Origin of the sequence: Brevundimonas sp., from assembly GCF_032107865.1 — a bacterium.
Lineage (GTDB): Bacteria > Pseudomonadota > Alphaproteobacteria > Caulobacterales > Caulobacteraceae > Brevundimonas.
Window position 1 is genome coordinate 1 of record NZ_DAMCNG010000001.1, and the last position, 13,011, is coordinate 13,011.

Genomic DNA, 13,011 nt, shown 5'->3' on the forward strand with positions numbered 1-13,011 from the left:
CCGCTATCCGCATCCTGCACGGCGCCGGTCAGGAGCGCGGCCTGCGCGCTGGAACCGAGAACGTGCCGGGCATCGCCGGCTTCGGGGTCGCCGCCGATTGCGCCGCGCGCGATCTGGACGTCGCCATGGCTCATGTCGCCTGGCGCGATGCGGCCGAGGCGAAGGTCAAGGCGGCGGGCGCGACCGTCATCGGCGGCGCGGTCGAGCGCCTGCCCAACACCCTGTTCATGGCCGTCGAGGGCTGGGACAGCCCGCAGCAGCTGATCACTCTCGATCTGGTCGGCGTCATGGTCTCGGCCGGTTCGGCCTGCTCGTCGGGCAAGGTTAAGCCGTCCAAGGCGATCAGCGCCATGGGCCTGCATCACCTGGCGACCGGGGGCGTGCGCGTCTCCGGCGGATGGGGCACGACCGAGGCCGACTGGGCCCGGTTCGCCGACGCCTGGGCCGCGGCTTGGGACAAGCACAAGGCGCGTTTGCAAGAACGCGCAAAGGAAGTCGCGTAAGTTATGGCTATCGTTCAGGAAACAATCGACACGGTCGCGGAGCTGGAGCGGTACAAGTACGGCTTTACCACGGACGTCGAACAGGAGTTCGCCCCCAAGGGCCTGAACCCGGACATCATCCGCTTCATCTCCGAGAAGAAGGGGGAGCCGGAGTGGATGCTGGAGTGGCGTCTGGCCGCTTATGAGCGCTGGCTGGCGATGGAGGAGCCGACCTGGGCGGCGGTGAAGTACGAGCCTGTCGACTATCAGGATCTCTACTACTACGCCGCGCCGGTGAAGAAGGAAGGGCCGAAGTCGCTGGACGAGGTCGATCCCGAACTGCTGGAAGTCTACGCCAAGCTGGGCATTCCGCTGAAGGAGCAGGAAGTCCTGGCCGGCGTCCAGGGTGCGCCCAAGGTGGCCGTCGACGCCGTGTTCGACAGCGTTTCGGTCATCACCACCTTCAAGGAGGAGTTGGCCAAGGCGGGCGTGATTTTCATGCCGATTTCCGAGGCTTTGCGCGAATATCCTGATCTTGTGCGTCAGTACCTCGGCACCGTTGTGCCGGTCAGCGACAACTATTTCGCGGCCCTGAACAGCGCGGTCTTTTCGGACGGCAGCTTCGTCTACATCCCGCCGGGCGTGCGCTGTCCGATGGAGCTGTCGACCTATTTCCGCATCAACGCCAGCCAGACCGGCCAGTTCGAGCGCACCCTCATCATCGCCGACAAGGGCTCTTACGTCTCCTATCTGGAAGGCTGCACCGCGCCGATGCGCGACGAGAACCAGTTGCACGCGGCGGTCGTGGAGATCGTCGCTCTGGACGACGCCGAGGTGAAATACTCGACCGTCCAGAACTGGTATCCCGGCGACGCTGAGGGCAAGGGCGGCATCTACAACTTCGTCACCAAGCGCGCCGACTGCCGCGGCGACCGTTCCAAGGTCAGCTGGACGCAGGTTGAAACGGGCTCGGCCGTCACCTGGAAATACCCGTCCTGCATCCTGAAGGGCGAGGAAAGCTCGGGCGAGTTTTATTCCATCGCCATCACAAACGGCCATCAGCAGGCCGACACCGGCACCAAGATGCTGCACCTGGGCAAGAACAGCCGCAGCCGCATCATCGCCAAGACGGTCTCGGCGGGTAAGTCGGACTCGACCTATCGCGGCCTGGTGTCGATCCACCCCAAGGCGACGGGCGTGCGCAACTTCACCCAGTGCGACAGCCTGCTGATCGGCAAGGAGTGCGGCGCCCACACCATCCCCTATATCGAGGTCCGCAACGGCTCGGCTCAGCTTGAGCACGAGGCGACGACGACCCGCCTGTCGGAAGATCAGCTTTTCTACGCCCAGCAGCGCGGCCTGTCGGAAGAGGAGGCCGTGGCCCTGCTGGTCAACGGTTTCGTCCGTGACGTCCTGCAGGAACTGCCGATGGAGTTCGCCGTCGAGGCCCAGAAGCTGGTGGCGATCAGCCTCGAAGGCTCGGTCGGCTGAGTGAGTTGAAGAAGAAAAACAATGCTTAAGATCAATAACCTCCACGTCTCTGTCGCCGACAAGCCGATCCTCAAGGGTCTGACGCTCGATGTGCCTGCGGGCGAAGTCCATGCGGTCATGGGGCCGAACGGAGCGGGCAAATCGACGCTGGGCTACAGCCTGTCGGGCCGTCCCGGCTATGAGGTGACGGACGGTTCCGCCTCGTGGAACGGCGTTGACCTGCTGGATATCGAACCGGCCGAGCGGGCGGCGGCGGGCCTGTTCCTGTCGTTCCAGTATCCGATCGAGATCCCCGGCGTGCCGGCCATGACCTTCATCCGCACGGCGCTGAACGCCCAGAAGCGCGCGCGCGGCGAGGAAGAGGTTTCCGCCCCGGCCTTCCTGAAGCTGGTCAAGGCGGCGTCGCAGGCGCTGAAGATGGACTTCGACATGTTGAAGCGGCCGCTGAACGTCGGCTTCTCCGGCGGCGAGAAGAAGCGGATGGAAATCCTGCAGATGGCCCTGCTGGAGCCGTCGCTGCTGATCCTGGACGAGACGGACTCGGGCCTCGACATCGACGCCCTGCGCATCGTCGCCGACGGGGTGAACGCTATGCGCAGCCCGGAACGGTCGATGCTGGTGATCACCCACTATCAGCGCCTGTTGGACTACATCAAACCGGACCGCGTCCACGTTCTGGCGGGCGGCCGCATCGTCGCCTCGGGCGGTCCTGAGCTGGCGCATGAGCTGGAGGCGGAAGGCTACGACAAGTTCCTGCCGGAGGCGGCATGAAGGCGCTGGCCCGGTTGGACCTGACCGATGCCGCGACCTTCCCCTCGCGGCGGGTCGAGGAATGGAAATACAGCGACCTGAAGCGCTTTCTTCGTGAAGCGCCTGAACCGTCTGGCACGGCGATCATCGGCGCGCCGGGGCCGTTCTATGACCTGGGCGGCGACGCCGTCGTCTTCGCCAATGGCCGTCCGGTCGGAGTGAAAGACTATATCGCCTCGGGCGATCAGACGCTGCGCTTGCGTTTCATCTCTGACGCCGTCGGTACAGGCCACACGGCGGCGGCGCGCATTGTCGCCCGGCCCGGCGCGCGCCTGCTGCTGCTGGAGACGCACGAGGGCAAGGGCTCGGCCTATGTCGCCCACAACAAGGTCGAGATCGACGTCGCAGCCGACGCTGAGGTGATCCGCGTCGTCCTGACCGACGAACCCGCCGACGCCATTTCCGTGGCCGAGGCCGAGGTGCGGCTGGAGGCGGGCGGTCGCTTTCGCCAGACGATTATCGCCACCGGCGCCAAGCTGCAACGCCACGAGACCCGCCTGCGGCACGGAGCTGAAGGCGCCGATGCGCGCGTGGACGGCCTCTACCTGCTGAATGGCGCGCGCCATTCGGATCAGACCTCGGTGATCGACCACGTTGCGGCCAGCGGCACGACCAGCCAGTTGATCAAGGGCGTGGTCCGGGATGAGGCGCGCGGCGTCTTTCAGGGCAAGATCCTGGTCCAGAAGGGCGCGGACGACACCGACGCCCGCATGGGCCACCACGGCCTGATCGCCTCGGATCGCGGCGAGATCGACGTGAAGCCCGAGCTGATCATCTACGCCGACGAGGTGCAGTGCGCCCACGGGGCGACCGTCGGGACGCTGGACGAAAGCGCCCTGTTCTACATGCAGCAGCGCGGCATTTCGGCCGATGAGGCCCGCGCCCTGTTGACCCATGCCTTCCTGATCGAGGTCGTTGACCGGATCGAGCACGAAGGCGCCAGAGAGGTGGTGCGGGAATGGCTGACGGCTCGCCTGTGACCCACGCATCCATGACGGGGTTCGACCCCTATGCCGCCCGTGCGCAGTTCCCGATCTTGTCGCGACAGGTGAACGGCAAGCCGCTGGTCTATCTGGATACCGCCGCCTCGGCGCAGAAGCCGCGCGCCGTGATCGACGCCCTGGTCGCGTCGATGGAGGGCAGTTACGCCAACGTTCACCGGGGGCTGCACACCCTGTCGAATGAGGCGACCGAGGCCTATGAGCGGGCGCGCGAGATCGTCGCCCGCTTCCTGAATGCGCCGTCGGCCGACAACATCGTCTGGACCAAGGGCGGGACCGAGGCGATCAATCTGGTCGCCAACGGCGTCGGCCTGTCGATCCAGCCGGGCGACGAGATCATCGTCACCGAGATGGAGCACCACTCCAACATCGTGCCGTGGCACTTCCTGCGCGAACGGCGTGGGGCGGTGCTGAAGTGGGCGCCGATCAAGGACGACGGCTCGCTGGACATGGAGGCCTTCGTCGCCCTGCTGGGCCCGAAAACGAAGCTGGTCGCCGTCACCCATATGTCCAACGTGCTGGGGACCATCAATCCGGTCGCCGAGATCACCCGCCTGGCTCATGCTGCCGGGGCGCGCGTGTTGATCGATGGCTGCCAGGGCGCAGTCCATGCAGCGCCGGACGTTCAGGCCATCGGTTGCGACTACTATGTGCTGACGGGGCACAAGCTGTTCGCGCCTACGGGCATCGGCGTCCTGTTCGGCACGGCCGAGGCGCTGGACGCTCTGTCGCCGTATCAGGGCGGCGGCGAGATGATCGTGAGGGTCGAGAAGGAAGGCGTGACCTACGCCAAGCCGCCGCATCGGTTTGAGGCCGGCACGCCGCCGATCCTGGAAGCCATCGGCATGGGCGCAGCGGTCGAATGGTTGAGCCAGTATGATGCGAAGGCGATCCAGGCGCATGAAATGGCCCTGTATCACCATGCGGTCGAGCGTCTGCGGGGCCACAACTGGCTGCGGATTCTGGGCGAAGCGGAAGGGAAGGGCGCCATCCTGACCTTCACCGTCGAGGGCGCGCACGCTCATGACGTGGCCCAAATCATGGACCGCTACGGCGTCGCCGTGCGCGCCGGGCTGCACTGCGCCGAGCCGCTGGCGAAAAGACTGGGCGTGAGCGCAAGCGCGCGCGCCTCCTTCGCCCTATATAACACCATGGAGGATACAGACGCCTTCGTGGACGCGCTGATCAAGGCGCGGAACTTCTTCGTGTGACGAGTATGGACGCCAAGACCGACAACGCGATCAGCGACAGCGACGCCTTCGCCGCCAGCTGGGACGAGCCTCAAAAGAGCGCCCTGTCTCAGGCAGAGCTGGACAAGCTGACGGATGACCTGATCGAGGCGCTGAAGACGGTGTATGACCCGGAAATCCCGGTCGACATCTATGAGCTGGGCCTGATCTACAAAGTCGACGTGTCCGATGACCGCGACGTCCTGGTCGAGATGACGCTGACGGCGCCGGGTTGCCCGGTGGCGGGCGAGATGCCCGGCTGGGTCGAGACGGCGGTGGCCAAGGTCGAGGGCGTGCGCAGCGCCAAGGCCAATCTGGTGTTCGACCCGCCGTGGGACTCTTCCAAGATGAGCGACGAGGCCAAGCTGGCCCTGAACATGTTCTGAGGATGCAGCCATGACCGAGCTTCAGACGGCGACGACCCGACCCCGGCGACCCCGGCCCAAGGCGGTGACCCTGACGGACGCCGCCGCCGCGCGCGTGCGCGAGATCATGGACAACGCTGAGAAGGACTACGTCGGCTTGCGCGTCGGCGTGAAAAACAGCGGCTGCGCCGGGCAGGAATACACCTTTGCCTATGCCGAAGAGGCCCTGCCGCTGGACGAGGTGGTCGAGGACAAGGGCGTCACCATCCTGATCGAGCCCAAGGCGGTGCTGTTCCTGATCGGCACTGAGATCGACTATGAGGTGACGAAGCTGGCCTCCAAATTCGTCTTCCGTAATCCGAACGAGACGGACGCCTGCGGCTGCGGCGAGAGCGTCACCATCATTCCCGCCGCTGCTCTGGACGCCGACTGACATGATCCAACTGGAGGGGGTGACCCGGCGCTATCGCAGCGCGGCGGGCGACCGCACGGCGCTGGACGCCGTCGACCTGCATGTCGCGCGCGGCGAGGTGTTCGGCGTAGTGGGGCGTTCGGGGGCGGGCAAGTCCACCCTGATCCGCGCCATCAACCGGCTGGAGACGCCCGACGCGGGCAAGGTCTTCGTCGATGGGCAGGAAATCACCGCCCTGAACCCCGCCGAACTGCGGGCGGCGCGACGCGGCATCGGCATGATCTTCCAGCACTTCAACCTGCTGAACGCCAAGACGATCGAGGACAACGTCGCCTTTCCCCTGCGGCTGGAAGGGCGGCCTGAGGCTGAGGTGAAGGCCCGCACGACGGAACTGCTGGCCCAACTGGGGCTGGCCGACCACGCGAAGAAGCATCCGTCCCAGCTGTCGGGCGGCCAGAAACAGCGCGTCGGCATCGCCCGCGCCCTGGCCTGCGGCCCCAGCGTCCTCTTGTGCGACGAGGCGACCAGCGCCCTTGACCCCGAGACGACCGAAGACATCCTGACCCTGCTGGACGGGCTCAACCGCGACCTCGGCCTGACCATCGTCCTGATCACCCACCAGATGGAGGTGGTGCGCCGGGTCTGCGATCGCGTGGCGGTGCTGAAGGACGGCAGGATTGTGGAGCAGGGCGCGACGGCCGACGTCTTCCTGCATCCGCAGCACGCTGTGACCCGCGCCATGCTGGCCGAGGGCGAGGAAGCGATCGACGCCTCGGTCGCGCCCGCCGGGGCGCGCATGGCCCGCCTGACCTTCCGCGGACCATCGACCTATGAGCCGGAATTGAGCCGTGTGGCGCGCACTGTTGGCGTGGATTATTCGATCCTGTCGGGCCGCATCAGCCGCATCCGGGGCGAGCCCTATGGCCAGATGACGGTGGCCTTCACTGGGGGCGACGCTGAGGCGGCTCTGGCGCAACTGGCTGCGCGCGGCGTCGTGGTGGAGACGGTCTGATGTTCGCCAATGTAGACTGGGCCGATATCGGCAAGGCGACGATCGACACCCTGCTGATGCTGGGCGGATCGATGGTGTTGACCGTGATCCTGGGCGTACCGCTGGGCGTGCTGCTCTATCTGTCGGGCAAGGGGCGGCTGGCGGCCAATCCAATGCTGAACGCCGTGCTGTCTTTCGTCGTGAACGTGCTGCGTTCTGTGCCTTTCATCATCCTGCTGATCGTCATGCTGCCGGTGACGGTGCTGCTGGTCGGCACTTCGTTGGGCGTAGCGGGCGCCATTCCGCCGCTAGTTGTCGGAGCTGCGCCCTTCTATGCGCGCCTGGTCGAGACGGCGCTGCGTGAAGTGGACAAGGGCGTGGTCGAGGCGACCCAGGCGATGGGCGGCTCAACCTTCCAGATCGTGACGCGCGCCCTGTTGCCCGAGGCTCTGCCCGGCATCATCGCCGGCGCGACCGTCACCGTCATCGCCCTGGTCAGCTACACCGCCATGGCGGGCGTGGTGGGGGCGGGCGGTCTGGGCGACCTGGCCATCCGCTTCGGCTATCAGCGGTTCCAGACCGATGTCATGGTCGTGACCGTAGTTCTGCTGCTGATCCTCGTACAAATTCTGCAGATGATCGGCGACCGTCTGGTCGCTATGGTCTCGCACCGCTGACGTTTTAAAAGAGCCTGCCTCATGATCCGCCGTTCGCTGCTGCTGTCCGCCGCCGCTGTTTTGACGCTCGCCGCCTGCGGTCAGGGCGCGGACAAGAAGGCGGGCGCCGAGGGCGCGCCTCTGCTGGTCGGCGCCACTGCAGTGCCGCACGCCGAAATCCTGGAGCAGGTAAAGCCGATCCTGGCCGCACAGGGCGTGCCGATCGAAATCAAGGTCTTCAACGACTACGTTCAGCCTAACGTGCAACTGTCTGAAAAGCGGCTGGACGTGAACTATTTCCAGACCAAGCCCTATCTGGACGAGTTCAACACGGCGCGCGGTACGAGCCTGGTCACGGTCGCCGGGGTCCACGTCGAGCCGCTGGGGCTCTATTCCCGCAAGCACAAGGCGCTGGCCGACCTGCCGAACGGCGCCCAAGTGGTGCTGCCTAATGATGCGTCGAACACCGGCCGCGCCCTGCTGCTGCTGCAGGCGGCGGGCCTGATCACCCTGACGGACCCGCAGAACCCGCTGCAGACCGTGCGCGACATTGCGACCAACCCCAAGGGGCTGAAGTTCCAGGAGGTCGAGGCCGCCACCATCCCGCGCATCCTGCCTCAAGTGGACGGCGCGGTGATCAACACCAACTACGCCCTCGACGCCGGGTTGAAGCCCAAGACGGACGCGCTGTCGCTTGAAGGCGCCGACAGCCCTTATGTGAACCATCTGGTCGCCCGCCCGGACAATCAGAACGATCCGCGCATTCAGGCCCTGGCCAACGCTTTGCGCGGTCAGGCGATCAAGGACTTCATCGCCGCGAAGTATGAAGGCGCAGTGATCCCGGCGGCCTGACAGGCTGTATTGCCGTAACGTTGTTTTGCAATTAAGCCTCGCTCTTTATTCGGGAGGCCGCATTGTGACGTCTATGAAGCGCAGCGTTGTTCTTGTTTTTGCAGCCATCGGGGCCGCCATTGGTCCGCTTGTCGTTCTGAGGGACGCGCTGTTCAGCTCCGAGACCGACTGGAGCGGGCACTGGTGGATCTTCGCCGCGCTGACCGCAGCGGCAGTGTGCTCAGTGATTGGCGGGCTGGTTGGCTTGGCCGTGAAGACGATCCTGGCTCGGATTCAGCCTCAGTAGACGCCTCACGCTGCGGTGGATTGCTGCGGTTCAAGCGTTTTGCTCATTTCGTTCGGGGGCAGCACTAGGATAGCCGGCGTGACCGGCTGTCCTGTCGCTTTGGCGATCAGTTCGGCTGTTCGACCTTCCACGGCGGATTCCAGTCGCGCCAGGAACTCAGCCTTAGGCAGCCCGGTCGGGATGGGCTCGAGGAATTCCAGCATCGCCGTGCCGGGGGTCTTGCGGAACGCTTCCAGCGGCCAGAACAGGCCCAGGTTGGTCGCCAGCGGCACGACCGGCATGTCGAAGTCGCGATACATGTGCCAGACGCCCGAGCGGTAACGGTACTTCTCGCCGACCTTGGCCAGATGGCCTTCCGGATAGATCAGGATCTTGCGGCCCTCGCGATTGGCGTCGGCGGCGCGTTCCTTGAGGGCGGCGCGGGCGGCGTGACCGCCGCAGTTGTTGACGACGATGGCGCCCAGTTTCTTCAGCACCGTTCCCAGCAGGGGGAACTTCTCCAGATGGTCGCCGGTGACGAAGGCCACGTCGTCGAACTGGTCATAGGTGGCGAAGCCGTCGCCCCAGCTCTGGTGCTTTGAGGCGATGATGAAGGCGCCCTGCGGCAGGCGTTCCTTGCCGCGCGTCTCGATTCGGATGCCCGCGAACAGGCTCATGGCCTGCACCATGCGCCGGACATAGCGGCGGATGATCCAGCTTGTGGCCTTGCGGCCGGGCGCCAGGGCCGCAAAAGCGGCGGCCAGGCCGTAGGTGATTGAAAGCGCCCAATAGGCGATGTTGAACAGCAGGCTTCGCATTTGGCGACTATGCCAGCCTGCCGTTCAGAGGCGAGCGTAAAGTGAAGCCTGAAGGATCAGCGCAGCGGTTGACCCGCACGGATACGGGCGATGACGGCTTCCAGTTGCGCCTGAGGCATGCCGCCGGGGATCAGATTGCCGTTGATGATGAAGGCGGGCGTTCCGCTTAGGGCCAGGGCGGAGGCTTCGCGGGTATTGCGCAGGATCACGGCGTCGATCTCATCGCGATGCGTGGCCAGGTCACGATCCAGCTGGTTCATGTCGACCCCGGCTGCACGGGCAAGGCTGCGCGCCTGCTGGTCGGTCTCGATGCGGCCCTTGGTGCTCATGAAGGCCTTGTGCACCTCGTGATATTTGCCCTGGTAGTTGGCGGCCATCGCCAGGCGGGCGACGTTCTCGGACACGGCGCCGAAGATCGGCCATTCCTTGTAGAGGATCCGCACCTTGGGGTCGGCCTTCATCAGGCCTTCCAGCTCCGGGATCATCATTTTGCAGTAGGGGCAGTTGTAATCCATGAAGCCGATGATGATGACGTCGGCGTTCTCGGCGCCGATGAACGGCGTTGCCGGATCGCGCAGCAGGTCGCTGAAGCCGACTTCCGTCACCATGGGCAGGTCTTGGGCGCCCGAAGCCCCTGCCGCAGCGGCTGCCGCAGGCGCATTGCCAGCGTCGGCCGGACCGCACGCCGCCAGGGTCAGGGCGACAGCGAGCTTCATGGCGAGGGCGGGGTTCTTCATCGGGTCAGGCTTTCCTGCTTCGTTCGGCGCATGGCCGCACGGTTAGGCGGGGGAGGGGCCGCGCCAAGGCGACGGTTGATGCTTCTTGGTCGAGGCGTCCGCTTAAGTCACGCTTAAGGCGCCGGGCGAAGCCTTGTTCAGGCGGGCGATCTCTGCGGCGATCTGTTCGGGTGCGATCTCGCCCATGTGCGCCTTCGCCAGGCTGCCGTCCGCATGAAGGAAGAGCGTCACCGGAATGCCGACCGTGCGATAGTGACGCGGCAGGGCCATGCCGGTGTCGAGCAGGACGTGTCGCAGGGATAGGCCCTCGTGCGCCAGATAATCGCCGACCGTCTCCCGGCTCTCGCCCTGATTGATGAACAGGAACCGGATGTCGGGGTGAGACTGCTCGGCCTGCGCCAGGGCCGGCATCTCGCGGCGGCACGGCGGGCACCAGGTCGCCCAGATGTTGATGACGGTGGGCTGGTTGATCGGCTGAGCCAGGTCGACCGGCGGGCCTTCCAACTGGAGCAGGGTCAGTTCGGCGGGCGGCAGGGGCTCTGTGGCCGAAGCCAGCTGATGCGTCGTAACCCAGACCAGCGCCGCCGCCGCCGCTGGAGCGATGGCCCAGGCGCGTTCCTGCCGGGTCTTCAGAAGCAGGACGGTGGCCAGAGCGACGAAGGGCAGAACCCACAACCAGGCGAACCCGCCCTGCCACACGGCGAAGGCGCGCATGGGATCGCCGCTGAAATACTCCCAGTTGGCGACGACATGGGCCAGACGGGCGACGGCGACGCCGCCGATAGCGACGACCGTGCTCCACAGATTGAAGCGGCCGCTGATCCGGCTGACCAGAATGCTGGAGCCGATCATGAAGACGATGACGCCGATGATGATGGCGAAACGCTCGCCGGACAGGACCAGAGGGCCGAGCGACAGGCTGTTCATTCGGCCGCTCCCGCACGTTCCAGCGAGGCCAGGACAACGCGCGCCGGAACCTCGCCGACCAAGCGGCTGTCAGGCGCTTCCTTTGAAGTCTTGGACAGGAAGATCATGGTTGGCGGCCCGACCACGCCATAGCGGTCGAGCAGATCGCGCACCTCGGGCGTGCTGTGGGTTGCGTCGACCTCGATCAGATCAACGGCACCGAGTTCGGCCAGGACTTCGCCATTCTGGAAAACCTCGCGCTCCATGACGCGACAACTGACGCACCATTCCGCAGTGAAATAGACGAGGGCGGGCCGGGATTTGGCGGCGGCCTGGGCGACGGCGGTCTCTAGCGCAGCGTTATCGACGACCACCGCCGCCGGAACGGCTGCGAGCGGCGAGGCGCCGTTAGCCGCGACCGCAGGACGAGCCAGCGGAGCCAGAGGACGCCAAGGGCTGACGGCGTCAAGGCTCACGCCGATCAGCAGCAGCACGCCCCAGACGGCGGCGATCAGGCCAGCGGCGCGCGCGACGTTGGTCAGGACGCCCGACGCCGCCGGACGGAACAGGCCAAGAGCCGCTGCGGCCGCGAAGCACAGCACCGCGCCCAGCGCCAGGGTTGCGACAGGCGGCAGGATACGGCTGGCCAGCCACCAGGCCATGCCCAGGAAGATGAAGCCGAAAACGATCTTCACGCGGTTCATCCATGCCCCGGCCCTGGGCAGGAAACGCGCGCCAGCGGTCCCGAAGACGATCAGCGGCACGCCCTTGCCCAGCCCCAGGAAGAACAGGGCGGCGGCGCCCAGGACGACATCACCGGTCTGCGCGATATAGAGCAGGGCGCCGGCCAGCGGGGCGGTGACGCACGGCCCGGCGATGAGGGCCGAGAGGAAACCCAGGCCTGATGCAGAGGCTACGGATCGACGCCCCGTTCCGGCGTCGCGCGACAGGCGGCTGGTCCAGGCTGAGGGCAGCTGAAGCTCGAACGCGCCGAACATCGAGACCGCCAGGATGACGAAGAGGACGGCCAGGCCGCCTACGGCCCATGGCGATTGCAACACCATCTGCAGGTTCTGGCCCGACCAGGCGGCGGCGACGCCGAGCAGGGCGAAGGCTATGGCCAGGCCCAGGACATAGGCGACCGAAAGCAGTAGGCCGCGTCGCGTGCCTTGCCCGTCGACGCCTCGTCCGATGACGCCAGCCAGGATCGGGTACATGGGGAAGACGCAGGGCGTGAACGCCAGCAGAACGCCGAAGCCGAAGAAGGCCAGTAGCACCCAGGCCGTTCCCCCCTGACCCGCCAATCGATCGACGAAACCCGGACTCTGCTGAAGTTGGATGGCGGACGTGGGCAGTGCGACGCCTGCGTCAGGCGCAGCATCCAGCAGTGGCTCTGCTTCAGTAGTCTCGGCGGCCTGGATCGCCGGAGCTTCAGTCGTCTTCTGCCACGCGAGTACGGCGGCGGCCTGAGCCGTCGCGGCCTCGGCCTCGCGCGAAGCGATCCGAGCGCTCGGCAGGGCGGGGACGTCCACGGTGCGGGTGGTCGGCGGGTAGCAGATCGAGTTTTCTAGGCACCCCTGGTAGGTGATGTTGATCGACGCGGGATCGTTCGCGCGCTTCAGCGCATCCGCCGACAGAACCGCGCGCCCGGCGTCACGCCAAATGTCGACGACGCCGAAGCCGGGGTCGTCCTTCTTTTCTCCAGCCTGAAGGCGGAGAGGAAGCCCGGTCTTGCCGTCGGGCGCAGTGGCGGCGGTGTGATCCTTGTAGAGATAGTGGCCCGGCGCGATTTTCCAGGCGAACACCATGTCGCCGTCGGCCTCTCGCGAGATCTGAAGGGTGAACGCCTCTTCGGGGGAAAGCAGCGGCTGACCGAAACCTTGCCCCAGCCCTTGCCCCAGCCCTTGGGCCAGGCTCGGCGCCGGAGCTGACAGCATGAGAACGGCCAGGGCCGCGAGGAGGCGTGCGAGAATGATCTTCATACCTGTCAGGTCGG

15 protein-coding genes are annotated in these 13,011 nt (G+C 66.0%); 11 read left to right on the plus strand and 4 right to left on the minus strand.

The genetic code is table 11. The annotated features are described in order from the left end of the window. From RT567_RS00005 to RT567_RS00055, 11 genes are all read left to right on the plus strand, one after another. Nucleotides 1-503, plus strand: a 503-nt coding sequence (locus RT567_RS00005; RefSeq protein ID WP_313573413.1) for an aminotransferase class V-fold PLP-dependent enzyme, incomplete at its 5' end; no start/stop codon positions are given. A 3-nt stretch (nt 504-506) separates the two neighbouring features. After that, nucleotides 507-1,973, plus strand: a complete 1,467-nt coding sequence (sufB, locus tag RT567_RS00010) for a Fe-S cluster assembly protein SufB (protein WP_313573415.1) — start codon at nt 507-509, stop codon at nt 1,971-1,973. A 21-nt stretch (nt 1,974-1,994) separates the two neighbouring features. Beyond that, the gene (gene sufC, locus RT567_RS00015; protein WP_313573417.1) at nt 1,995-2,744 is read left to right on the plus strand and encodes a Fe-S cluster assembly ATPase SufC; all 750 of its coding nucleotides are present in this window, start codon (nt 1,995-1,997) and stop codon (nt 2,742-2,744) included. Continuing rightward, nucleotides 2,741-3,763 (plus strand): Fe-S cluster assembly protein SufD, encoded by a 1,023-nt coding sequence (gene sufD, locus RT567_RS00020; protein ID WP_313573418.1) that lies wholly within the window; start codon nt 2,741-2,743, stop codon nt 3,761-3,763. The genes sufC and sufD overlap by 4 nt, the downstream gene beginning before the upstream one ends. Further along, nucleotides 3,742-4,995, plus strand: a complete 1,254-nt coding sequence (locus tag RT567_RS00025) for a cysteine desulfurase (RefSeq protein WP_313573420.1) — start codon at nt 3,742-3,744, stop codon at nt 4,993-4,995. Before sufD ends, RT567_RS00025 begins: the two co-directional genes overlap by 22 nt. 5 nt (nt 4,996-5,000) lie before the next feature. Next, nucleotides 5,001-5,399 carry an SUF system Fe-S cluster assembly protein gene (locus tag RT567_RS00030; RefSeq protein ID WP_088411695.1) on the plus strand — a complete coding sequence of 133 codons (399 nt, stop codon included), beginning with the start codon at nt 5,001-5,003 and terminating at the stop codon, nt 5,397-5,399. A gap of 10 nt (nt 5,400-5,409) precedes the next feature. Further along, a complete protein-coding gene (locus RT567_RS00035) occupies nt 5,410-5,811 on the plus strand; it encodes a HesB/IscA family protein (RefSeq protein ID WP_040345340.1) in 402 nt (133 codons plus the stop codon). Between the two features lies 1 nt (nt 5,812). Beyond that, nucleotides 5,813-6,802, plus strand: coding sequence for a methionine ABC transporter ATP-binding protein (locus RT567_RS00040; RefSeq protein WP_313573421.1), 990 nt, complete (start codon nt 5,813-5,815; stop codon nt 6,800-6,802). Then, nucleotides 6,802-7,458 carry a methionine ABC transporter permease gene (locus tag RT567_RS00045; protein WP_313573423.1) on the plus strand — a complete coding sequence of 219 codons (657 nt, stop codon included), beginning with the start codon at nt 6,802-6,804 and terminating at the stop codon, nt 7,456-7,458. The genes RT567_RS00040 and RT567_RS00045 overlap by 1 nt, the downstream gene beginning before the upstream one ends. A 21-nt stretch (nt 7,459-7,479) precedes the next feature. Then, nucleotides 7,480-8,289: a MetQ/NlpA family ABC transporter substrate-binding protein gene (locus RT567_RS00050; RefSeq protein WP_313573425.1), complete on the plus strand. Its 810-nt coding sequence runs from the start codon at nt 7,480-7,482 to the stop codon at nt 8,287-8,289. Nucleotides 8,290-8,362: 73 nt separating this feature from the next. Continuing rightward, nucleotides 8,363-8,575 (plus strand): hypothetical protein, encoded by a 213-nt coding sequence (locus RT567_RS00055; RefSeq protein WP_313573427.1) that lies wholly within the window; start codon nt 8,363-8,365, stop codon nt 8,573-8,575. A gap of 5 nt (nt 8,576-8,580) precedes the next feature. On the opposite strand, the gene RT567_RS00060 is transcribed toward RT567_RS00055, so the two are convergent. From RT567_RS00060 to dsbD, 4 genes are all read right to left on the minus strand, one after another. After that, on the minus strand, nt 8,581-9,372 hold the full coding sequence (locus RT567_RS00060; protein WP_313573429.1) for a lysophospholipid acyltransferase family protein: 792 nt from the start codon (nt 9,370-9,372) through the stop codon (nt 8,581-8,583). A 56-nt stretch (nt 9,373-9,428) separates the two neighbouring features. Continuing rightward, entirely contained in the window at nt 9,429-10,109 is a 681-nt protein-coding gene (locus RT567_RS00065) for a DsbA family protein (RefSeq protein WP_313573431.1), read from the minus strand. Between the two features lie 102 nt (nt 10,110-10,211). Further along, nucleotides 10,212-11,036 (minus strand): TlpA disulfide reductase family protein, encoded by an 825-nt coding sequence (locus RT567_RS00070; RefSeq protein ID WP_313573433.1) that lies wholly within the window; start codon nt 11,034-11,036, stop codon nt 10,212-10,214. Beyond that, nucleotides 11,033-12,997 (minus strand): protein-disulfide reductase DsbD, encoded by a 1,965-nt coding sequence (gene dsbD / locus RT567_RS00075; RefSeq protein ID WP_313573435.1) that lies wholly within the window; start codon nt 12,995-12,997, stop codon nt 11,033-11,035. The genes RT567_RS00070 and dsbD overlap by 4 nt, the downstream gene beginning before the upstream one ends. Nucleotides 12,998-13,011: the final 14 nt, after the last annotated feature.